The following is a 22,814-nucleotide window of genomic DNA, read 5'->3' as shown; positions in this document are numbered from 1 at the left end:
GCGAGGCATTAGGAGGAATAGAACAGAATGAGCACAGGGACAAACAAACCGAATATCATCGTCATCATGACGGATCAGCAGCGGGCCGACGTATCCGCCAGATACGGATTTCCGCTTGATACGACGCCCTTCCTGGACGGCTTGGCGCGCAGGGGAACGTGGTTTGACAAGGCTTATACGGCCGCGCCCGTCTGCGTGGCCGCCAGGTGCAGCATGCTGACGGGACGGTACCCCGGCGCGCACAAGGTCAGGGACAACGGGGGCAGCCGGCATGTCAGCTATACGCAAGATTTGTTCGATGTGATGAAGGGGCAAGGCTATCGTACGGCGCTGATCGGCAAAAATCACACGTATCTCCGCGCGGACAGCCCCTCCGTCGACCATTATGTATCCTTGAATCATTTCGGCGATTCGGGGCCTTTCCGGACGGAACAGGAGAAGGCGTTCGTCGATTGGTTAAGGCGCCGCTCCCAGTGCAGCCTGGAAGCGGCGCCTTATCCGCCCGAATGCCAAAATCCGGCCCGGGGAGTTACCGCTGCCTTGGAGTGGCTGCAGCCGGCCGAGCCGAATTCGTCGGAGGGGCAGCCGTTCTTCCTCTGGCTCAGCTTCCCCGAGCCTCATAATCCTTATCAAGCGCCGGAGCCTTATTACTCGATGTTTCCTCCGGAAGATTTGCCGCCCTTAAGGGCATCGGCGGAAGACGGAGACCGCAAAGGCTACAAGTGGCGTTGGTGCCGGAGGCAGGGGGAATATTTCAACCCGGATTACGAGCGGGAAATTCCCCGCGTTCGCTCCAACTATTTCGGCATGCTGCGGCTGATTGACGACCAGATCCGGCGGCTGATCGGCTCGCTGGAGGCTGCGGGAACGCTGGAGAACACCGTGATCGTGTTCTTGTCCGATCACGGCGATTTTACGGGCGAATACGGCCTGATCAAGAAAGGCCCGGGGCTGCCGGATATTTTATTGCGCATTCCGCTGCTGTTTACCGGCCCCGGGATTGTGGCGGACGCCCGGCCGCATCCGGCCCATGTGTCCATCGTCGATCTGCTGCCTACCTTATGCGAAGCGGCCGGCGCCCCCATTCCTGCGGGCGTGCAGGGAAGAAGCCTGTGGCCTCTTCTAACGGGACGCGCCGATCCGCATCCTGAATTTTCTAGCGTATATGCGGAGCACGGCTACGGCGGGCAGGAGCTGACGGAGGACGACGGGCTGGACATCCGCAATTTCGGCAGCGTATCCGAAGGCGATGGGGAACGGACGGTTCGGTTCGACGAATTGAACTCGGTTACGCAAAGCGGCTTTATGCGGACGGTCCGCAAAGGAGAATGGAAGCTGAACATGAGTATGCAAGGGCAGGGCGAGCTGTATCGTCTTGCCGATGATCCGTTGGAGCTGCACAATTTGTTCGGACAGCCGCAAGCCCGGGAGGCGGAGCTGGAGCTGCTCAGGGAATTGGCCGTATGGATGATGCGCAGCGAAGACCCGCTGCCTTATCCGGCCGCCTATGCGTATAAACCTATTTACGGCAAACGCGATGAAATATAGGAGGAATCGATCTGTGGACAGCAAGACGAAAATCAGAATCGACGCCGCCAAGCGGCAGCATACAACCGTTAATCCGTATTTGTTCGGCCATTTCGTGGAAGATATCCGCGACCATATGGACGCGATGCTTGCTTTCGCATTGAAGGATATGGACTTTGAAGAGGAAGCGGTGAACGGAGTATCCGCAGGATGGCATCCGATCAACAACGGAAAAAATACGGAGTTCGCCCTGGAGCCTGCGGCGCCGAAGCATTCCGGGCACAGCCAAAAAATCCGCATCTACAGCAATGACCGGTGCGAAGCCGGCATCGGCCAATCGGTCTCCGTTCGCGGAGGCATGGAATATAAAGTGCGGATCGTGGCGCGGGCGGCGATCGAGATTAGACGGCTGGTTTGCGAAATAACCGACCCGCACGGCGGGGACAGCCTGTGCTCGGTTCAAGTCGAATTAACGAGCCACAACTGGCGGGAATATTCGTTCTCTCTCACGCCTTCGCGTACGCTGGAGGGCGCGCAGTTCCGGCTGTTGATCTCTTCGGAGGACGCGGAGTGGAGGGATTCCACGGCGACCGGAATCCTCTGGCTCGATCATGTCTCGATGCTGCCTGCGGACAGCGCGGGCATCGTCAAGAAGGAAGTCGTCGATATGACGCGCGGACTGAACGCCGGCATGATGCGCATTGCGGGCAACTATATTAGCGCTTATCATTTTGAGCATGCCATCGGGCCGGAGCTGGAGCGGCCGAATATGATCAATGAAGCGTGGGGCGGCTGGACGAACAAATATTTCGGGACGGACGAATTTATCCGGTTTTGCCGCGATGTGAACAATGAGCCGCTGATTTGCGTCAATGCCGGCTCCGGCACGCCGGAAGAAGCGGTGCAATGGATGGAATACTGCAACGGGAGCGCGGAGACGCCGTACGGCGCGCTGCGGGCGCAGTACGGGAATCCGGAGCCGTACGGGGTCAAATATTGGGAAGTGGGCAATGAAATTTACGGTCCTTGGCAGGTCGGGCATTGCACTGCGGAGGAATTCGCCTATCGGTATATCCGCTTTGCCAAAGCGATGAAGGAGGCCGATCCGGACGCCGTTCTCCTGGCCTGCGGTCATGTCGATCCGGAATGGAACCGGATTGTGCTGGACATTGCGGGCGAATATATGGATTATTTGACGCTGCATATTTATCACGGCTTCGGCACGGTCGGCATCCGGCCCGATACGCCGAAGGAGGAGAGGTACAAGGCGATCGTCTCCTATCCCGAGATTACGCGCCGGATCATCGATACGACAAGAGAGCTTATCGACCGTCATGACAAGCACCGCCATGTGAAGCTGGCCGTCACGGAATATACGACGATGTATTATCCGAACACGATTCGCCAAGGGCTCCCGATGGAGCATACGCTGGAAGCTGCGGTAGCTAACGCCGCCAACTTGAACGAATTTATCCGCCAATCGGATTTAATTGAAATCGGCAGCTATTCGGATTTGGTCAACGGCTGGCTCGGCGGCTGCATCCGCGTGGGCGATCACTACGCCGATCAATACCGCGGCAAGCTCCCGGGCTGGAGCGGAAGGAGCCAGACGGTGTACGGTACGCCGACGTATCATCTGATGAAGCTCTACGCGAACCGGAGCATCGACCATGTCGTACACAGCGAAACCGAATGCGAAACTTACAGCGCCGACGGCGCCGATAACCGCCATGGCGAGAGCCTCCGCGATTTGCCGGTGCTGGACGTCGTAGCCTGCGTGAGCGAGGCCGGCGATACGCTGACTTTGTTTGCGGTAAACCGGGGGCTTAAAGCCGCCGAAACGGAAATCAGCATCGATTCCTTCCCGGCGGATTCGAATGTAACGGTATGGGAAATAAGCGGGGATGACTATGAAGCGATTAACTCGGTATTCGAGCCCGAACGCATCGTCGCCCGGGAACAATCCGTGTCCGCGCAGCAAGGACGGCTGATCTTCAAGCTGGGGGCTCATTCCGTCTATGCGTTCGAATTCAGACGATGATGCGGGCTGACGGCTTGCCGGCGGCTCGACGGAACCGTCTAGAGGTCCGGTGAAAAAAGAGCGATTTCAACAGCGATTGGAGGATCGAACGGGCACCGAAGCGGACTTGTTCACCACGCTCCTAGACGGTGACGGTCACGCGAATATCCTGCGGATAGTTGCCGAATCGTTTGCCGAATAGACTGACACCTCCGCAGTTCGCGGCTGAAGCGGGACAAGCGATCCGAAACCGGAGCTCTTGTCCCGCTTTTACATTCAGCTGTCCGATCTGCACGTCGGAAAACCGCACTCCGTCGACATGCGTGCCTTCCTTGGTAACGGATACGGTCTTGTGAAGCCCGTATTGGGTGTCGTTCCACCACGGGGGCGTATACAGGCCGCGTTTGCTGCCGAAATCGCCCGGACAAGTCCATGTAGCGACAGCCGTATCGTTAATCGAAAATGTAATGTCCGACGGCCAGTTCTCGTTATAATGCGGAGCCTCGGAGCAGATTTCGAGCGAAATCGCGATGCTTGAAGCTTCGGCTTGACCGACCAGATAGTTGGGGATCCGGTATTCGACAAACCCGCTGCCAAACCAGAGATGCTCCGCCTGCGTATGCTCCGGGTCGTCGAAATAGCGGGGATCGTCCATCATGCCGATGCGCTTGTCGAAGGACGCCAACCCGCAGGTGGGATGAACCTCATACCGGATATATTGGCCGACCGGCAGCTCAACCGTGAACCCGCCATGATCGGCGGGTTTGTCCGCTGCAGCGGTTCGCAGCACCAGCACCAGCTGATCGACGTGCAAGGAGCAGAGCTTCTGCGTCCCGCGCTTGCCGACCGTATTCTCGGTGGATACGATGCCCGCCTCCTCCAGTTTTTGAATATGCTTGGTAATAATCGCCGACGACAAGCCCAGCGCCTCTGCCAGCTCTCCAATGTTGTAAGGTTTCCCGTTCAGCAATTCAATGATCCGAACCCGGGTTTCGGAAGAAAAGCATTCCAGCACCTTCATGTTATTCGTCGTTACATCCAGTTTCATAACCAACACCCCTAACTTGCTTTGATTATATAACCTATTGGTTAAATAATCAACTTAATGATTGACATAATGAGCGAGTCTGTTTATCATTTAATTAGAAAGTCATCAAGTTAACTATATGATTAATGAAAAGAGGCTGACTTCTGACATGACACAATCGATAGCACGTCCGGAATATCCCCGCCCGCAGCTCGTAAGAGAACAGTGGCTTAATTTGAACGGCACCTGGGAATTTGAATTCGACGATGACCGTATCGGGGATGCAGAGCAATGGGGATCGGGAACGAGAGCTTTTACCCAAGCGATTCAGGTTCCGTTCGCGTACCAAAGCGCACTTAGCGGGATCGGGGAAACGGGCTTTCACGATCTGGTATGGTACCGGCGCAGCTTAGCCATCCCGGCCGACTGGTCCGGCCAAACGATACTGCTTCACTTCGGAGCGGTAGATTATGAGGCGACCGTATGGGTGAACGGGAGGCAAGTCGCCTTCCATCAAGGCGGACATACGCCGTTCCAAGCGGACATTACCTCCGCTCTGAAGCCGGGAGACAATGTTTTGGTCGTTCGCGCCGAGGATTTCAGCCGCGATGTGACGCTTCCGCGCGGAAAGCAGTTCTGGAAAGAAGACTCGGCTTCGATCTTTTATACCCGGACGACGGGCATTTGGCAGACGGTATGGATCGAACCGGTGAACAAGCTGCATATTCACAAGCTGAAGTTTAAGCCCGATATCGATAAGAACGAGATTCAAATCCGCACGCTGCTGAACGAAGCGCCCGCTGCGGGAGCCAAGGTTGAGGCGCGCATCGACATCCGCTTTAAAGACGAATATTTCTGCAGTACGACATTCAGCATTCATCATAAGGAAGAGTCGAGAACGATCGGGCTGCATGATTTCAACGATCACGGACTGGGCCGCTGGTGGTCGCCGCACAAGCCTAACCTGTACGATGTGACGGTGACGCTGCTCGTTGACGGCCGGCAGGCCGACAGCCTGGACAGCTATTTCGGCATGCGCAAAATAGCGGTTGAGGCGGGCAAGGTGATGCTGAACAACCGGGTTTATTTTATGCGTCTTGTCCTTGATCAAGGCTATTTCCCCGACGGCATTCTGACCGCTCCGAGCGACGAGGCGTTGAAGCAGGATATCGTCTTGGCGAAGCAGATGGGCTTCAACGGCGCCCGTAAGCACCAAAAAATCGAAGATCCCCGTTTCCTCTACTGGGCCGACAAGCTGGGCTATCTGGTATGGGGAGAGATGGCCAACGCCTATCAATATTCCGAGGAATACGTAAGCAAAGTGACGGCGGAATGGCTGGAAGCGGTAGATCGTGACTATAATCATCCTTCGCTTGTCGTGTGGGTTCCGATTAACGAAAGCTGGGGCGTGCCGAACATTCTGATCGACAAGCGGCAGCAGCAGCATGCGCTCGCCATGTACCACTTGACCAAATCGCTGGACGACACCCGGCCGGTCATCTCCAATGACGGATGGGAGCAGATGCGTTCCGATCTCGTTACGATTCACGACTACGAGTGGAGACGGGACGACCTGGAGGAGCGGTATTCGACCCTGGAGAAAACATTGGGAACGAAGCCGCATCGCCGTGAGGTGCTCGTCGGTGGCACAGCTTATGAAGGACAGCCGATTCTGGTCACGGAATTCGGCGGCATTGCCTTTAAGAAAAGCGACTGGGAAGGCTGGGGATATTCCGGGGCGGAGAACGAGGAAGATTTCTTGAAGAAGCTTGCCGACGTCGTGGAACCACTGCTGCAATCTCCTTACGTTCAGGGCATTTGCTACACGCAGCTGACCGATGTCGAGCAGGAAATTAACGGCTTGCTGACATACGACCGCGTGCCTAAGGCGCCGCTTGAAGAGATCAAAAAGATTTTCGGCGGCGAAGTCAAATACTAATCCGTGCCGGACGGCGCCCGCCGTTTGCCGGGACGATCATTCCGAACGCAGCTGTACTCTGAGGAGTACGGCTGCGTTTTTTCTTGCGCTCAAAACCACCTCTAAGCGCGGTCGCTCAACTTAAGAGCAGGCGTCATATTGTCGGCTCGGAGCGGAATTGATATAGTGGATCTATCGAAGGGGGGAGTTTCATGTGGAATACGTTGTTTATCAAGAAAAGCAGCGTGCAGCACAAGCTGCTGCTTGCTTTCTGCTGCCTGGTGCTGTTTCCGCTCGGCTTGTTCGGGTACGTATCGCTGGCGATTACGAAGCAGAGCATTGAGCAGCAGGTCGTTGCCGGAAAGCTAAAATCGCTCGGTCTGATTTCTCAGAAGCTGGACATTATGGCCTCGGATTTGACGGCGATTTCGAATATTTATTTTTCCAACGAGGATTTGCGTTCCTTGCTGCTCAGTCCGCCGGACAATCAAGCGTATCAGGAACGGGCCAAAAAACAGTTTTTGACCAAAATGATCGTGTCCTACCGCTATGCGTATATGTGGCTGGATTACTACACCTCGATCATTGGCCTCAACGGCATCGAGCTGCATACGTTTTACGACGGCGGCAAAATCGGCATCGAATCGCTGAAGCAGGAGCCGTGGTATACGCAGGTGACCGAACTGAACGGCGGGGTTGCCTGGTACGCCGATCCTTCGCCGAAGCTGATTCCGACCGTGAACGAAGATCATTACGTGTCGGCGATACGGCTCATTAAGGATTTTGAGAATAACGCGACGATCGGCCTGCTGATGATTAATATCGGAGAGCAGTTTTTGTACAAGCAGTACAGCGATGCGCTGCAGCCCGGCGAATATATGCTGCTGTTCGACGCGCAGGGGAAAATCGTCTCGGCGACGGACAAGGCCAAGGTCGGCCAAAGCTTGAGCGCAGCCCCGTATTATGAGCGCTTTGCCGGCGGCGGCGAATACTTCAACAGCCGTATCGACGGGAAAGACATGCTCGTTACGTATCACCGGATGGAGAGCACAGGCTGGACGATCGTCTGCTACACGCCGGTCGATACGCTGCTGCAGAACGTCGAGAAAACGAAATGGCTGCATCTGATTTTGTTTGCGTCCGTTCTGATTTTATCCATCATCGTGTCGTACGTGATCGCCAGAAAATTATCGGTTCCGATAAGAAAATTATACGCCAGCATGAAAAAGGTGGAGCGGGGGGATTTGAGCGTCCGTTCGGACGTTCAGGGAAGCGACGAGATCGGCGAGCTGGCCAAAAGATTCAATCAGATGGTGGGCCGGATCGAAGAGCTCCGGGATCATGTGATTGAAGAGCAGGAAATGAAACGCCGCGTCGAGCTGCAAAATTTGCAATCGCAAATTAACACGCATTTCTTATACAATACGCTTGCGTCGATTCGTTCCATGCTGTTAAGCCGGACGCCGGAGGCGATCGATTCCGTCATCGTATCGCTCGTCAAGCTGCTTAAGAAAACGCTGTCCGCAGAAAGTGAGTATATTACTATCGCGGAAGAAATCGATAATCTGCAAAACTACGTCAACATTCAATCCGCGAGGCAGGATGAGAAGCTGCAGGTGGAATTTCATATTGAGGAAGAAATTCTGCATAAAAAGACGTTGAAGCTGCTGCTGCAGCCGCTTGTTGAAAACGCTATCTTCCACGGCATTGAGCCGCAGGAGGGCACGGGCGTCATCGAAGTCAGGGGCTGGACCGAGCACGATCAAATCTGCTTTAGCGTCACGGACAACGGCGTGGGCATCGGCGCGACGTACGGAGACGGTGAAGAGTCCGGTTTGACGGAGCAGGTTCTCTCCTCGGCAAACGGGCTGGGTTTAAGAAATGTGCAGCATCGGATACAGCTTCATTTCGGAAGCAAATACAAAATTGACATTCGTCGCGCCGATCAGGGGGGAACGTCCGTCGTTCTCCGCTGGCCCGTATTTACGAGAATCGAGGAGTTGAAACGAACATGAAGGTAGCTATTGTCGACGATGAACCGCAAATCCGCCGCTGGATCGAACAGCTGGTACACAAGACGGAGCTCGGAATTGAAGTGGCGGGCGCCTACGGCAACGGGAAGGAAGCGCTGGACGCCTGCCGAAGCCAGCCGGTCGACGTCATCATTACGGATATCAAGATGCCGGTGATGGACGGCATAGAACTGATCCGCCGGCTGAAGGAGGAATTTCCTTCCGTCCGCTCCATGATCATGAGCTCGTACAGCGAATTTCAGTATGCGTCGGAGGCGCTCAAAGCCGGAGCCGGCAACTATATTCTGAAGGCGGAAGTGACCGTCGGCGAGCTCCGGGAAGCGCTGAACAAGCTGCAGTCCGAGCTGGCGCTGGAGAAGCACCGCAATGACGAGGTGTATTCCCTGAAAAGCGCGCTGAACCATCATCATCATACGCTGCGGTCCATCTATTTGACCGACCTGGTCCGCGGCAAGCCGTCCGCCATCCATGAATTTGAAGCCAAGATGAGCGCCTTCCAGCTTCGGCTTCCCCGTCGCGATCTGATCGTCATGACAATCAGGCCGGACGATGCGCCGGATGCCGGTCTACATGCGAAGATAAAGGATCATAAGCTGCTCGAATCGGCCATGGTGAATATTATTGACGAAACGCTCGTTACGGAGGCGGGGAGCGGCTGCTGCTTCGTCTATGAAGCGAATCTGCTTGTCGTCCTGATCGGCTCGAATCAAACCGGCAGCAGGTCCGTACGCGAAGCTTCGCTGCAGTACGCTCACCGGATCATCTCCAATCTGTCGGAATATCTCCAGGTTTCCGTCTCTGTGGGCATCAGCCCGCCGTACGGCGATCTAAGCCAATTGGGGCATCAGTTCCAAGAAGCCTGCGAGGCGCTAAAGCGCAAAACATTTTACGAGAAGCGGGCCATTGCCTGGCATAAGGAAGAGCAGGCGGCGGATACCGGGTTCGCAGACAAGGAGCTTCCCGCCTTCTGGAAAACATTTACGCAGCGGATCGGCGAAAGACAGTATAAGCAAGCGGCCGAAGCCGTGGAGGCGCTGATGGGCGGCATTCAACAGCGCAAGCCGTTTACGGAAGCCGAAGCCAAGGCGCTTTGTCTGCAAATCGCCTTCACGCTGCATCAGGCATTGCGGGACTTAAAAGAAGGAGCGGCCGTTTACGAGCCCGAGCTGATCCATCAGGAGATCGCCGAGCTGTCGACGTTCGAGCGGCTCAAGCAGTGGCTGCTTCTGAGGACGGCTCATTTTATCGATGAAGCGCAAGTAAGGCAAGGCTCTTACAATAAGACGATACGCGAGGTGTGCGCGTTCATCAAAGAGTCTTATGCCGAAGGCATCTCCCTGCAGCAGGCGGCGGACAAGGTGCATTTGAACAAAACCTACTTAAGCGAGCTGTTTAAAAAGAAAATGGGCGTCAGCTTCAACGATTACTTGACGCATCTTCGCATCGAGAAGGTCAAGGAGCTGATCCGCTCCGGCGACTCGACCATAGGGATGATGGCGGAGCAGGTCGGTTATCCCGACGGCAGTTATTTAACGAAAGTGTTTAAGAAAGCGACGGGGATGACCCCGCTGGAATATAAACAAGCTCATGCTATGAGATAAAACCGGGAAAGCATACGGCAGGCATTCTTTTCTCGCCACACCGAATGTTTAAAGAAAAGCCAAAGATAGGACTAAATGACCCGAAGATATAACCGGTGGGAGTCTGACGGCTTCATCTATAATAAAGCTATCCGATATCGAAGTCGGGACGAATATAGAAAAGGCGGGGATGGGCAGATGAAGGCATGGAAAACGATGATGACCGGCGCGACCGCGGTAAGCTTGGCGGCTGCGCTGGCAGCTTGCGGATCGGGCGGCGGAAGCTCGCCGGAACAGAGCGCGAATCCGGCGGACGGCAATAAGCAGGTGGAAATTACTTTTGCCAACTGGATATCCGTGGAAGAAGGCACGAAGGAGGCTTACAATCAGCTGATCGCCGATTTTGAGCAAAAGCATCCCAACATTAAAGTGAAGTCGATCGGCATCCCGTTCGCCCAGTTCAAGGATCAGGTGCTGGTCAGCTCCGCGGGCGGCAATCCTCCGGATGTCGCCATGTCCAACCAAAATTTCACGCCCGCGTTCGACGGGGCGAAAATGGCGGAGCCGCTGGAAGCCTTGCTTGGAGCGGACATGATCAACGACATCGTCGACGGTAGCAAGGCGGGAGTAACGTTCAACGGCAAAGTCATGGCGATGCCTTGGGCGCCTCATCCGAGCGCGCTGTTCTGGAACAAAACCGTGTTCAAGCAGGCCGGCCTGGACCCGGAAAAACCGCCGAAAACATGGGATGAAATGATCGAAATGGCCAAAAAAATAGCCGCTCTGGGCAAGGACGAAAAAGGAAATCCGATCTACGGGATCGGCGAGAACGGCGCCTCCGAATCGTATACGGGCAACATGCTGATGAGAATCGCATATTCCTACGGCGGCAAATTCGTCGACGACAAAGGCGCGATCGTCTACGACCAAGGCACGGCCTTGAAGGACTCGCTGGCTTATATCAAAGATATGATCGGCAATAAAATCTCGCCGAAGGGCGCGATGATGAAGGATCTTCGGCCGATGTTCGCCAACAATGCGCTCGGTATGCTGGTAGACGGCGACTTCGGCAGAACCAACTTCCGTTCGATGAGCGGCAAGGGCGAAGCGTTCGACAAGGAATGGGGAGTGACGACCGTTCCTGCGGGCAAATCGGGCAAAAGCGAAACCGTATTTACCGAGCATCAGCTCGTGGTAGCGGCCGGAAGCAAGCACAAGCAGGAAGCCGCCGAATTTGTCAAATATCTCGTATCCAAAGACGCAATGGCGATTTATCACAAGCTCAATGGAGTCATGTCCTCCCGAAAATCGATTGCATCGCTTCCGGAGATGAATGAGGACGACTATGCCAAGGTGTTCAACGAGCAGATGAAAACCGCATCGCCTCTGCCGGCGGCCAATCCCAAATTCGATAACGCGATGAAAACGTCCACCGATATGATTGTGCTTGTTACCGAGGGCGGCAAAAGTCCCGAAGAGGCGATTTCGACCGTGATGCCCAAAATCAAGGAGCTGTATAAATGAGGACCGGCTTACAGCCGTTCCTTCCGCCTAAGACGATACGGCTGGGGAATGGAGCGAGGAAACAATGAACTTACGTTTGACCAGACATCAAAGAGATATATGGTTTGCAGTCATTCTGCTGCTGCCGGCCGTTCTGCTGCTAGGGTTAACCATTGTCAGCCCGCTAGTCAAATCGGTCGCCATGAGCTTTACCGATTATTCGCTGCTTTCCCCGGTAAGCCAGTGGAACCACTTGGACAACTATAAGCAGCTTCTGTCATCGCCCGATTTCTATCATTCCTTAAAAATTACGCTGATCTACGTCGCCTGCGCCGTAGCGCTGGATTTGCTGCTCGGCTTGACGCTGGCGCTCCTTCTGAATCGCAACATCCGTTTCCGCGGTTTTTTCAGAAGTATCGTGATGATTCCTTGGGCGATTCCGACGATTGTCACCGCATTGATTTTCCTATGGATTTATCAAAGCGATTACGGCGTATTGAACTATGCGCTCGTCTCTGCGGGAGTGATCGAAAGCAACGTCAACTGGCTGCAAAGCGTAGACTATGCGTTAACGGCCATTATCGTGGTCGCCGTATTCCGGCAAACTCCGCTGGTCGCCGTCATGATTTTGGCGGGGCTGCAAAATATATCCGCCAGCTTGTACGAAGCGGCCAAAATCGACGGAGCGAGCGGCTGGCGGCTGTTCACGCACATTACGCTGCCGCTGCTGAAGCCCGTCATCTCCAGCGTAACGTTGATTATGATTGTTAACAATTTCCAAATGTTCACTTTATTTTTTACACTGACGAACGGCGGACCTGCCGGGGCCACTTCATCGCTGGCGATCCTTACCTATGACACCGCGTTTTCCAAATATGAGATGGGCAAAGGCTCCGCCATCGGCGTGATTTGGCTGGTCATGCTGTTTACATTCTCCCTTATCTTTACGCGCATCATGAATCGGGACGACAAGTAGGAGGAATCGGAATGAATAAACGCGCGCCGGCATTGGCACAAGCGGCCTTCGGGGGCGGCAGGAAGGAGCTGCGCAGCAGAGAAGGAGCAAGCTATGTTCTGCTCGGCCTGATCTTGATCTTCCTGCTGTTTCCCGTTTACTGGATACTGGTTACGTCACTTAGCACCAACAGCGAATTGCTGCAGCTTCCGCCGAAATGGTTTCCGTTTCACATCTCTTTGGACAGCTACGCGGAAGTGCTTCGTTCATCGGTATTTTTAACCTTTTACCGCAATACGGTTATCGTCGCTTCCGGGGCTACGGTGCTGTGCATCATCGTATCGATTTTCGCCGGGTATGCTCTATCCCGGTTTCGGTTCAGAGGCAGCAATTTGCTTACGCTCATCTTTTTATCCGCGCAAATGTTTCCGACTGTCACTCTGGTCATCGGGTTATATTCGCAATACCAGGCGCTGCATTTGCTCAATACGCTGTATGTGCTTATTCTCGCCTCGACGATGACGTCTCTGCCCTTCAGCATCATGCTGATGAGAACGTTTTTTAACGGCATTTCCAAGGAGCTGGAGGAAGCGGCCGAAATCGACGGAGCGTCGCGGTTCAAGACGTTGTTTACGATTATCGTTCCGCTCTCCAAGCCGGGGATTATGGCGATTGCGATTTATACTTTTTTGATAGCATGGGACGATTTCCTGTTCGGCTTGACCCTGGTCAGCGACATCGATAAAAGAACGCTCAGTCCCGGCTTGTCCTTAACGTATCTCGGAGAATATTCGGCGAACTGGTCCGGCGCCACGGCGGCGGCTGCGACGGCCACGATCCCGCTGCTGATCGTCTTTATGTTTCTGCAGCGGTATATGGTAGAGGGGCTGACTGCGGGCGGCGTAAAGGAATAAATGAAGAAATCACGATAAAGGCGGGAGTATGTCCTGCATATGGAGGAATATGATGAGTCAACGGGAAAAGAACCAACCTAACGTAATCGTGTTTTTTACCGATCAGCAGCGCTGGGATACGTCCGGGCTGCACGGAAACCCGCTGGGGCTGATGCCCAACTTCGACAGAATGGCTTTGCAGGGCACGCATTTGACCCATTCCTTTACGTGCCAGCCCGTATGCGGCCCGGCCCGCTCCTGCCTGCAGACCGGCATGTATGCAACCAAGACCGGCTGCTTCGTCAACGGCATTCCGCTGCCCGACAGCGCGAAGACGATGGCGCATTATTTCCGCGAAGCGGGTTACCGCACAGGCTATATCGGCAAATGGCATTTGGCCCATGAAGAGCCCGTATCCGAACCGAAGCGGGGCGGGTACGAGGAGTGGCTGGCGGCGGACGTGCTGGAGTTCAGCTCCGACGCGTATAACACCGTTCTGTACGACAACGACAATCGGCCGGTTAAGCTGCCGGGCTACCGGGTGGATGCGATGGCCGATGCGGCGATTCGCTATATCGACCGCAGCCAGAACGACCCGTTTTATTTATTCTTATCGTTCCTGGAGCCGCATCACCAAAATCATCTGGACGATTATCCCGCGCCGGACGGCTACCGCGAAGCCTATACGGGACGGTGGATGCCGCCTGATTTGGCTGCGCTCGGAGGAACGGCCCATCAGCATCTTGGCGGGTATTACGGCATGGTCAAGCGGCTGGACGAAGCGCTTGGACGCATCCTCGACGCGCTGAAATCGCTGCAGCTGGACCGCAATACGATCGTATTGTTCACCTCGGATCACGGCTGCCATTTCAAAACGAGAAACGGCGAATACAAACGGAGCCTGCACGACGCTTCCATTCGCGTTCCCTCGGCAATATGGGGGCCGGGCTTCTTCGGAGGGCGGCAGTTGCCGCAGCTCGTATCGTTGATCGATTTGCCGCCGACCTTGCTGGATGCGGCGGGCATCGACGTTCCCGAACAAATGCAGGGACGGTCGCTGATGCCTTTGCTGCGCGGTTCTTCAGATGCGTGGCAGGAGGAAGTTTTCGTGCAAATTAGCGAGACCGAGGTCGGGCGGGCCGTAAGAACGAAGCGCTGGAAGTACGGCGTGACCGCGCCGGGCAAAGACCCGGAGAAGGATTCCGGTTCCGACCGTTATGTCGAGACGTATTTATACGATCTGCAATGCGATCCGTACGAGCTGACGAACCTGATCGGTCTGGAATCCCACCGCGAGGCTGCGGACCGGATGATGGCGAGATTGCAAAGAAGGATGCAGGAGGCGGGCGAAGCCGTGCCACGGATCGAACGGGCGCCTGCGATTCCGGCCGGGCAGCGCCGCGTTTCGGCTGCGGAAGCGGGAGCTTGATCCGCTTGCGGCATGTGCCCTCCGCCATGTCCGAACGGCCGGGCTGCCTGAACTGCGCGTCAGATGCGTAGGCAAAGTTAGTAAAAAGCCTGCTCAAGCTTATCGACAGGCTTTTATTTTTGAATGAACGCCGACAGGCGTTTTTTCTTATGAATAATCAACAATTCGCCGCAGATTGTTCATAAATGAACAAAGCGCACCCATTTAACCATTGCAAGCATTGTATTCCTTTTTATAATCATAGACATGCGTTTATCATTTGATAAATACTTCATTGGAGGAGGGCTCAATCGTGGAACGTCTATGGACGAAGTCTTTTATTCTCATCAGCGCAGGTACGCTGTTCCAGTTTAACGCTTTTTATATGCTGTATCCGACGCTGCCGCTGTTCATCCAGCAAATCGGAGGCAACGAAACGCATGTCGGGTTGTCGATGGGCGCGTTTATGCTGACCTCCGTGATCATTCGCCCTATCGTCGGCGGGCTGCTCGACCGCTACGGCAGAAGACGGTTTATCGTCTGGGGGCTGCTGCTCTTCATCCTGGCGATGTATATGTACGACTGGATCGGCGGCATCGTCGTTCTAATCGGGCTCAGAGTCTTTCACGGGATGACCTGGGCCGTGTCCAGCACCGCCATCAGCACGGCCGTAACGGATATTATCCCGCCCTCCCGCCGGGGAGAGGGGATGGGGTGGTTCAGCACGTCGATGACGCTGGCGATGGCATTCGGTCCGATGATCGGGCTTCTGCTGGTTCAGCACTTGTCTTACCACGCGCTTTTTCGCTTCGCTGTCGTTCTGTCCGCCTTGGCGCTGCTTCTTATACTTGGCGCGCGAATTCCTTTCCGTCCGCAGGTGGATATAAGAAAAATCGAGTTGTTCGAAAAGTCGGTGCTGCCCGTCTCCATATCGGTCTTTTTCATGTTTTTCGCCTATGGCGGCATAACTACGTTTGTCCCGCTGTTCGCTGACTCGATCAAGGTTAATTCCGGCCTGTTTTTTCTAGTTTTTGCCGCAACGCTTGCTCTAAGCCGTCCGCTTTCGGGGAAGCTGTCCGACCGGTATGGAGAGAGAGCGGTCATCGTGCCGGCTCTAATAGTAACGATTGCCGCTTTGATTTGTTTGAGCTTCTCGACCGGCTCGTTCGGTTTGCTCGCATCGGCGGTTTTGTACGGAATCGGTTTCGGTTCTGCGCATCCGGCTCTCCAATCGGCCACGTTACGTCTGGCTCGTCCGGATCGGAAAGGCGTTGCCAATGCATCTTTGGCGACAGCCACCGACCTCGGTATCGGATTAGGCGCGATGATTCTAGGCTGGATTTCCCGTTACACCGGCTATTCCGTCTTATTCCAGGTTAGCGCGATGACAGTCGTCTTATCCCTGTTCGTATTCGCTTTGGTTGTGCGGCGTTCGCTGACGGCAAATCCCGGGCATACCGATAACCCCAGAAACGCAGCGGGATAGCTTCCCGTCTTGTCGTGAATCCACCCGATGAAGGCCGGCTCAGGCCTGCCATAATAAAGCCCCCGCACTGAACCATCGCCGTCCATTCGCCGGCTTCCTCAACAGGGAGGAGCAGCACCCGGAAAAACACTCCCCCCTGATCCGTACCGTGACGACACTCCCAGATAACATATCCGTAAGTCCGCCGGCTTGAGAAGTGGGTGCAATCCGGGCGGTGACCGAATAATTCAAGCAGTCCTGCAGTCCTGCACATTAAGCGGGGAGAGGGGCTATTCGGCAGCTGCTGCGTCCGCCTTCGTACGGTGAACCGTACCGAACGGATGATGGGGAGGGGCGTAAATCGTGTAAAGTTTAAGCGGTTTATCGCCCGTATTGGTTACATTATGCCATGTACCGGCAGGAACCATAATCGCATCGTTCTCGCGTACTTGTTGAACGAACGGTAAATGATCTTTGGCATCGCCCATTTGAACGATCCCTTGGCCTTCTTCAATGCGCAAAAATTGATCTACGGAAGGATGGACCTCAAGTCCGATGTCCTCACCGGCGCGAATACTCATCAAAGTGACCTGCAAATGATCTCCTGTCCATATGGCAGTACGATAGGTTTGGTTTTGCTTGGCGGCTTCGTCGATGTTAATGACATACGGTTTTTTACCGTAATCCTGTAATTCGCTGCCATTCTTATTGGAAGATTGCCGGTGAACCGGCGCGTACCACGGGTTTCGCGTGCTGGCCAAGTATACGGGCGTAAGCGTGTAGTTATAAACAAGCGGTGCAGCATAGTAAGGATATCGGTACATATAAAGACCGTACTGCATAGTCGTTCATTCCCTTCTCTAGGTTATAGACTATGCTATTCGTATTCTTCGGGGAAGGTACTTTGTATATTTTCAGTGTTTATTTAGCCGGGACTCAGCGTGGATTCATTTTGGCTCTCTATAATCAGGTAACAGATTCCAATTCCACCATCAAGGAGGCCCTTATATGGACCCTACAGTCATTCCGCTCCAATCCAAGTTTAAGTTCAGGCTAGGCACCGTCAGAAACAAATTCATCGTCTCGTTTCTGCTTATTCTGCTGCTGCCTAGTTTGGCAATCGGGGGATTTTCCTACATCACCGCCAAAGATCGGGTCGACGATCAGCTTCAGAGCATGGCGGAGACCGATATTGTTCTTGTCAGTAAACTGATCGACCAATACATACAAGCTAAAATTAATGATGTTAATAATTTATCCCATCAAGTATTATTGCCATCGGCTGAAGAGCAGCTTCAGTTATACGCGGAGCACCATCCTGAGGCGGAAGCCGTCGCGATGCTTCAAAGCAGCGGGGCGCATCTCTATGCATCGGGCAGTCTCAAGGCCGCGCCAGATAAGGACGATTCGAGGCCAAACGACTTTTACAAGCAGGCGCTGGAGAGCAACGGGAAAGTCATCATAACGGAACCGTATACGTCCGCCGAAACGGGAAATACGGTTGTAGCGCTGGTCAAAGCCGCCGATAACGGCCAATCGGCAGTCGCCGTCGCGCTGAATTTGACCGAGCTGAAGCAAATCGTCAGCGATGTGAAAATCGGTGAAACCGGATTTGTCGTCGTTTTCGGCGCCAAAGGAGAGAACATCGTTGCTCCGCCTTGGGGAGCCGGACCCGGCCTGGAAGGGGCGGACATGGACAGCGTCATGCCGTCTGCGGTCACAGCGGAAGCGGACGGAACGTCGGCAGCCGATATTGCCGGCCAAGGTCGGTTATTGTTTAACGGCGAGTCGGGCGACATAGAGCAAGTATCTCCGGACGGCGATACCCGGCATCTGATCTATATGACGAATTCATTGACCGACTGGAAAATCGCGGGCGACCGGTCGCCGAGCGAGGTGACGCGCACGGCGGCGCCTATATTGAACAATACGCTGGTTGTCATGGCAGCGTTCATCCTGATCGGCTCGTGCCTGATGTTCTTCATCGTCCGTTCGATTACGAGACCGCTAAGAGCTTTAACGGACATATCCCGGATCATAAGTCAGGGAGATTTGAGACGCAGGGCGGACGTGAGATCGCAAGACGAGTTCGGAGAGCTGGGCGCCGCCTTTAACCGGATGATCGATTCGCTTCGGATGGTCGTCTCGGAAGTGACGCTCTCGGCCAATCAATTGGCGGCCTCGTCGCAACAGCTGTCGGCCAGCGCGGATCAGACCGCTTCGTCGGCGGAGCATATTGCAGGAGCGATCGAACAAATGGCCGACGGCGCCAATGCGCAGGTAAGCCTGGTTGACGGCGGCTCGCAAACCGTCCGCGAGGCGTCGGAGAACATTGGGGAGATTGCGGACGGCGCGCACACGGCCGCCGTGACGACCGGGCAGGTCGCGGTAAAATCGGCGGAAGGCGGCCAAGCGATTCAAAGCGCCGTGCAGCAGATGGATTCCATCAACAGCTCCGTCGGCGGGTTGGCGGAGGTTATCGACCGCTTGGTTCATACTTCGTCGGAAATCGGCCAAATTATCGGAGTCATCTCGGATTTATCGCAGCAGACGAATCTGCTTGCGTTAAACGCCGCCATCGAGGCGGCAAGAGCGGGGGAACAGGGACGCGGATTTGCCGTCGTCGCTTCGGAGGTGAGGAAGCTCGCCGAGCAGTCCGCGAAGTCGGCGGAGCAAGTCGCCGCGCTGATCGGCGCGATTCGCGAAGAAGTCGGCAGCGCGGAAGCATCGATGCGGCGGACTACGAATGAAGTGAGCTCGGGATTGAACGTCGTGCGCAGAGCGGGTGGATTGTTTGCGGAGATCGAGCGGTCCGTCGGCGAGGTCAACGGCCAAGTTCGCGGCGTATCCGCAGCCGCCGAGCAGGTTGCAATAGGGACGAAGCATATCGTGAAGGCGATGGAAGACATCTCCCTTGTATCGCAACAAGCGGCGGCAGGGACACAGACGGTATCGGCCGCTACGCAGCAGCAGCTGGCTTCCATGGAAGAGATTACGTCGTCGTCAGCGCACTTGACCCGGATGGCGGCAGAGCTGCAAGCGCTGGCGGAACGATTCCGGATTTAGCTTCAGCTGAAGCTTATCCGGAAAAATGACAGCTCTGCCGCGTATGTTTGCCATCCTTCTCAAGTTGTTGCCGTCCCGAGCATTATTTCCACGCTTGGGGATGATCGTTCCGAACCTCGCTTAAGCTCGCAGCGGCCGCATTCATTTGGACCTGCTGCGGGCTTTTGCAGCCGGGGATGACGCAGGAAACGGCGGGATGCTTCAAGCACCAGGCCAGCGCCCAGGTCGCCATCTCGACGCCGGAAGGGACTTCGCTGCGCAGTATTTGCTGGACCATTTCCAATCTTTCCTGAGATTGCCGCTGATCGCGCCGCGAGCGGACGTCGTTGCCGGAGAAGACGGCTCCCGGCTTGTATTTGCCGCTCAAGAAACCGCTGGCCAGCGGCACGCGCGCAAGCACGCCGAGATCCTGACGCTCGCACGACGGGAACACCTGCCGTTCGGGAACCTGATCCAGCCGGTTATAGATGACCTGAATCGCCTCGGCGCCGACCCGGGTCGCCGCGTCCGTTTGATACACATTATCGTTGCTGCCGATGGAGATGCCGAGATGGCGCACTTTTCCCGCTTGCACCTGCTTGTCCAATGCCGTCCACAGATCGTCGTTGTTGAAATCCTCGTCCGAGCCGGAATGGAATTGATACAAATCGACGTAATCGGTTCGCAAAGCCTGCAAGGAAGCGTCCAGCTGCTTAAGGACCTCTTCGGCCGACCAGTAATTTTTCGAAGGGTTCTCCCGGTCCTGGTGATTATGGCCGAATTTGGTGGCGATAACCCAGTCCGCCCTGTTCTTTCTTCGCTCGATATAGCTGCCGATAAAGCTTTCCGAGAGATGGTGGCCGTAGCATTCCGCGGTGTCCAGCAGATTGATTCCGAGATCCCGCGCTTTGTCCAGAATCGCATCCACCTCGTCTTGCTCGTAATCTTGGCCCCATGCTCCGCTAAACTGCCAAGTGCCTACCCCTACAACGGAAACCTTCAATTCGGTTTTTCCAAGCCTGCGGTATTTCATATTGCTTCAGCTCCTTTCCATATGCTCTGAATTATAGGGGACGCCCGCAAGTTGGACAAGAGATGAATTTTTGTTTCGTTAGTAACTTCGAGGTAAGTAAAGGGCGAATCTGAAATAAATAAAAATAATCAAACAAAAATAAAGATTTTGTATGTTCTATTTGGAAAAATTCGTGTATGATCGTGGGTAACGGACCCTACGCCCATGATTAAATCACACTTGACGAGAGGAAGGATGCAGGGTGAAAAAGACGTTGTACCGGGTCGCGATTTCGGGATTAGGCAACAGGGGATGGTCCCACCTCGCAGGATTTGCAGCCCATGCGGACCGCTTTCAGGTCAGCGCCGTTTGCAGCTCGAGCGCGGATAAGCTGAGGATCGTAAAAAGCCGCTTCGAGGACTGTCTTACATATTCCGACACCGAGAAGATGCTGGCGGAGGTAAGGCCGGATGTGTTTTGCTTCGCCACCCCGCCGAGCGTTAGGCTGTCCTATGTGCGGCTGGCCGCCCGATATGGAGTGAAGGCCATTGCGATGGAGAAGCCGATCGCGGGCTCTTTGCAGGAAGCTAGGGAAATCTCGCGGATTTGCAGCGAGCACGGCATTCAAGTCGTCGTTTGTCACCAGCATAAATATTTGCCTTCGTTTGTAAGATTAAAGCAGTTTGTACAATCGGGAGATATCGGCGAGATCGTCCGTATTCACGGGAAAACGCGGGGATGGCTGTACAATTCGGGAACCCATTTCGTCGATTATTTGCTGTGGATCAACGGCGGCGTCAAAGCCGATTGGGTCGTCGGCCACGTGCACGGCAAAGGCAAGCTGGAGGACAGCCATCCGTCTCCGGAGTATGCTTTGGGCGAGCTGCATTTCGGCAACGGGGTTACCGGGATTATCGAATGCGGCTACTTAAGCCCGCCCTACTTATCCGAAGACAGATTTTGGACCGATAACCGGCTGACGGTGCATGGGACTCACGGCTACGCCTGGGCGGAAACGGACGGACGATGGGGGGCCTTCACCAGACATTCGCAGGGACAAGTGCTGGAAGGGCAGGAGGCGGCCTGGTCGCCGGAGGTCAAGGACGCCATTCAGGCGGATTACACGAAAGATTTGGCCGACTGGATGGATGACCGCAGCAAGCTCCACCCGTGCAATTTCGACATCAGCGAGCACGGATACGAAATATTGTACGCCATTTGCGCCAGCTCCCTCGACCACGCCCGTATCGATTTGCCGCTTCAGAGCCGGCTGCACGGGGACATCATCGGACGCATGGAGCAGGAGCTTCCCGACGTCTCCACAGAACATTAGAACAGTAGAACATTAAAACATCGAATTTGCAAACGGTTTCAAAAACGGTTGGAGAATCAAATGGGCGCCGCAGCGGTTTCACCACACTGTTAAAGCTATGGAGGTAGCAGATGAGAATCAAGCGTATTCCCAATACCGAATTGTCGCCTTCGGTACTTTGTCTGGGCACATCCCATTTCGGAGATACCGTGGATCGGGACACTTCGTTCGAGCTGATGGACCGTTTTCTGGAGCAGGGAGGCAGCTTCCTCGATACGGCCAAAGTATACGGGGACTGGGTGCCCGGCGAACGGAGTCTCAGCGAAAAAACGATCGGGCAGTGGCTGACATCGCGCAAAGCGCGAAGCCGGGTCGTGCTCGCAACGAAAGGGGCGCACCCGCATCTGAAAACAATGCAAGTGCCGCGGTTGAGCAGAGAAGACATCATTGCCGATGTCGAAGAGAGCCTTCGCCATCTGCAGACGGACTATATCGACCTGTACTGGCTGCACCGCGACGATCGCGAGCGCCCGGTAGAAGACATTATGGAAACGATGAACGATTTGGTCCGCCAGGGCAAAATCCGCTGCTTCGGCTGCTCGAATTGGCGGTCGGACCGGATTGAAGCCGCGCAGCAGGCGGCGATGCGTCACGGCTTGCAGGGCTTTGCGGCGAGCCAAATCAAATGGAGCCTCGCTTCGTATCCCGCAGGGAACGATCCTACGATGGTCGCGATGGACGAGAAGGAGCTGCTCTATCACGAGCGGTCGGACTTGCCCGCGGTGCCGTATAATTCGCAGGCGGCCGGATTTTTCAGCGGGCGTTACCGGAGCGCGGATTTGCTGCAGGCCGGTGCCGATGCCGTCAAGACGCATAAGCTGGCTTCCGCGGCGAACATCGGCAAGCTGAAGCTCGTCGAGGAGACGGCCTTGCGCCTCAGCCTCACCATGACGCAAGTCGCACTCGGCTATTTGTTGTCCCGCGAGTTTCCGGTGTTCCCTATTATAGGATGCAAAACGGCCGAGCAATTGGCAAGCTCATGCGCCGCAGGCGCTCTGGACGATACGGTATTGGCCGAATTGCGAAACATCCGGTTTCATCCTTAACATCATAAGG

General features: G+C 55.1%; 16 protein-coding genes. 13 read left to right on the top strand and 3 right to left on the bottom strand.

The annotated features are described in order from the left end of the window. The first annotated feature begins 27 nt into the window (after nt 1-27). Complete coding sequence (locus N0M98_RS27370; RefSeq protein ID WP_259619735.1) at nt 28-1,548, top strand: sulfatase family protein; 1,521 nt, start codon at nt 28-30, stop codon at nt 1,546-1,548. 13 nt (nt 1,549-1,561) lie between these two features. Next, entirely contained in the window at nt 1,562-3,568 is a 2,007-nt protein-coding gene (locus N0M98_RS27365; RefSeq protein ID WP_259619734.1) for an alpha-L-arabinofuranosidase family protein, read from the top strand. Nucleotides 3,569-3,689: 121 nt separating this feature from the next. Here N0M98_RS27365 and N0M98_RS27360 read toward each other — a convergent pair whose 3' ends face one another. Next, the gene (locus N0M98_RS27360) at nt 3,690-4,595 is read right to left on the bottom strand and encodes an ArsR/SmtB family transcription factor (RefSeq protein WP_249863419.1); all 906 of its coding nucleotides are present in this window, start codon (nt 4,593-4,595) and stop codon (nt 3,690-3,692) included. A gap of 148 nt (nt 4,596-4,743) precedes the next feature. Here N0M98_RS27360 and N0M98_RS27355 point away from each other — a divergent pair, with 148 nt between their 5' ends. The 8 genes from N0M98_RS27355 (at nt 4,744) to N0M98_RS27320 (ending at nt 16,350) form a co-directional block, all read left to right on the top strand. Next, nucleotides 4,744-6,513, top strand: a complete 1,770-nt coding sequence (locus N0M98_RS27355) for a glycoside hydrolase family 2 protein (RefSeq protein ID WP_259619733.1) — start codon at nt 4,744-4,746, stop codon at nt 6,511-6,513. Nucleotides 6,514-6,704: 191 nt separating this feature from the next. Then, nucleotides 6,705-8,507, top strand: coding sequence for a cache domain-containing sensor histidine kinase (locus N0M98_RS27350; RefSeq protein WP_259619732.1), 1,803 nt, complete (start codon nt 6,705-6,707; stop codon nt 8,505-8,507). Continuing rightward, nucleotides 8,504-10,126 carry a response regulator gene (locus N0M98_RS27345; RefSeq protein ID WP_259619731.1) on the top strand — a complete coding sequence of 541 codons (1,623 nt, stop codon included), beginning with the start codon at nt 8,504-8,506 and terminating at the stop codon, nt 10,124-10,126. The genes N0M98_RS27350 and N0M98_RS27345 overlap by 4 nt, the downstream gene beginning before the upstream one ends. Before the next feature lie 177 nt (nt 10,127-10,303). Continuing rightward, entirely contained in the window at nt 10,304-11,629 is a 1,326-nt protein-coding gene (locus tag N0M98_RS27340) for an ABC transporter substrate-binding protein (protein ID WP_249863415.1), read from the top strand. 64 nt (nt 11,630-11,693) lie between these two features. Further along, a complete protein-coding gene (locus N0M98_RS27335; RefSeq protein WP_249863414.1) occupies nt 11,694-12,584 on the top strand; it encodes a carbohydrate ABC transporter permease in 891 nt (296 codons plus the stop codon). 11 nt (nt 12,585-12,595) lie between these two features. Next, nucleotides 12,596-13,477: a carbohydrate ABC transporter permease gene (locus N0M98_RS27330; RefSeq protein ID WP_259619730.1), complete on the top strand. Its 882-nt coding sequence runs from the start codon at nt 12,596-12,598 to the stop codon at nt 13,475-13,477. A gap of 49 nt (nt 13,478-13,526) precedes the next feature. Further along, the gene (locus tag N0M98_RS27325) at nt 13,527-14,885 is read left to right on the top strand and encodes a sulfatase family protein (protein ID WP_259619729.1); all 1,359 of its coding nucleotides are present in this window, start codon (nt 13,527-13,529) and stop codon (nt 14,883-14,885) included. Nucleotides 14,886-15,177: 292 nt separating this feature from the next. Then, nucleotides 15,178-16,350, top strand: a complete 1,173-nt coding sequence (locus N0M98_RS27320) for an MFS transporter (protein WP_259619728.1) — start codon at nt 15,178-15,180, stop codon at nt 16,348-16,350. A 269-nt stretch (nt 16,351-16,619) separates the two neighbouring features. Here the strand turns inward: N0M98_RS27320 and N0M98_RS27315 are convergent, their stop codons facing one another. Then, complete coding sequence (locus N0M98_RS27315) at nt 16,620-17,171, bottom strand: cupin domain-containing protein (RefSeq protein ID WP_249863409.1); 552 nt, start codon at nt 17,169-17,171, stop codon at nt 16,620-16,622. Nucleotides 17,172-17,337: 166 nt separating this feature from the next. Here N0M98_RS27315 and N0M98_RS27310 point away from each other — a divergent pair, with 166 nt between their 5' ends. Next, nucleotides 17,338-19,395, top strand: coding sequence for a methyl-accepting chemotaxis protein (locus N0M98_RS27310; RefSeq protein ID WP_259619727.1), 2,058 nt, complete (start codon nt 17,338-17,340; stop codon nt 19,393-19,395). An 82-nt stretch (nt 19,396-19,477) separates the two neighbouring features. Here N0M98_RS27310 and N0M98_RS27305 read toward each other — a convergent pair whose 3' ends face one another. Continuing rightward, nucleotides 19,478-20,407 (bottom strand): aldo/keto reductase, encoded by a 930-nt coding sequence (locus tag N0M98_RS27305; protein ID WP_259619726.1) that lies wholly within the window; start codon nt 20,405-20,407, stop codon nt 19,478-19,480. A 241-nt stretch (nt 20,408-20,648) separates the two neighbouring features. On the opposite strand from N0M98_RS27305, the gene N0M98_RS27300 reads away from it, so the two are divergent. Next, the gene (locus N0M98_RS27300) at nt 20,649-21,719 is read left to right on the top strand and encodes a Gfo/Idh/MocA family protein (RefSeq protein WP_259619725.1); all 1,071 of its coding nucleotides are present in this window, start codon (nt 20,649-20,651) and stop codon (nt 21,717-21,719) included. Between the two features lie 110 nt (nt 21,720-21,829). Next, nucleotides 21,830-22,804 carry an aldo/keto reductase gene (locus N0M98_RS27295; RefSeq protein ID WP_259619724.1) on the top strand — a complete coding sequence of 325 codons (975 nt, stop codon included), beginning with the start codon at nt 21,830-21,832 and terminating at the stop codon, nt 22,802-22,804. Nucleotides 22,805-22,814: the final 10 nt, after the last annotated feature.

This window comes from Paenibacillus doosanensis, assembly GCF_025060755.1.
Classification (GTDB): Bacteria; Bacillota; Bacilli; order Paenibacillales; family NBRC-103111; genus Paenibacillus_S; species Paenibacillus_S doosanensis.
The sequence above is the reverse complement of the archived record's forward strand: the minus strand, read 5'-3'. Positions and strand labels throughout refer to the sequence as shown.

Excerpts from the sequence above, each read along its gene's own strand:
- N0M98_RS27305 (WP_259619726.1), bottom strand. The coding sequence starts at position 20,407 with ATGAAATACCGCAGGCTTGGAAAAACCGAATTGAAGGTTTCCGTTGTA.
- N0M98_RS27295 (WP_259619724.1), top strand. The coding sequence starts at position 21,830 with ATGAGAATCAAGCGTATTCCCAATACCGAATTGTCGCCTTCGGTACTT.
- N0M98_RS27325 (WP_259619729.1), top strand. The coding sequence starts at position 13,527 with ATGATGAGTCAACGGGAAAAGAACCAACCTAACGTAATCGTGTTTTTT.
- N0M98_RS27370 (WP_259619735.1), top strand. The coding sequence starts at position 28 with ATGAGCACAGGGACAAACAAACCGAATATCATCGTCATCATGACGGAT.
- N0M98_RS27315 (WP_249863409.1), bottom strand. The coding sequence starts at position 17,171 with ATGCAGTACGGTCTTTATATGTACCGATATCCTTACTATGCTGCACCG.
- N0M98_RS27335 (WP_249863414.1), top strand. The coding sequence starts at position 11,694 with ATGAACTTACGTTTGACCAGACATCAAAGAGATATATGGTTTGCAGTC.
- N0M98_RS27360 (WP_249863419.1), bottom strand. The coding sequence starts at position 4,595 with ATGAAACTGGATGTAACGACGAATAACATGAAGGTGCTGGAATGCTTT.
- N0M98_RS27355 (WP_259619733.1), top strand. The coding sequence starts at position 4,744 with ATGACACAATCGATAGCACGTCCGGAATATCCCCGCCCGCAGCTCGTA.
- N0M98_RS27340 (WP_249863415.1), top strand. The coding sequence starts at position 10,304 with ATGAAGGCATGGAAAACGATGATGACCGGCGCGACCGCGGTAAGCTTG.
- N0M98_RS27350 (WP_259619732.1), top strand. The coding sequence starts at position 6,705 with ATGTGGAATACGTTGTTTATCAAGAAAAGCAGCGTGCAGCACAAGCTG.
- N0M98_RS27345 (WP_259619731.1), top strand. The coding sequence starts at position 8,504 with ATGAAGGTAGCTATTGTCGACGATGAACCGCAAATCCGCCGCTGGATC.
- N0M98_RS27330 (WP_259619730.1), top strand. The coding sequence starts at position 12,596 with ATGAATAAACGCGCGCCGGCATTGGCACAAGCGGCCTTCGGGGGCGGC.
- N0M98_RS27310 (WP_259619727.1), top strand. The coding sequence starts at position 17,338 with ATGGACCCTACAGTCATTCCGCTCCAATCCAAGTTTAAGTTCAGGCTA.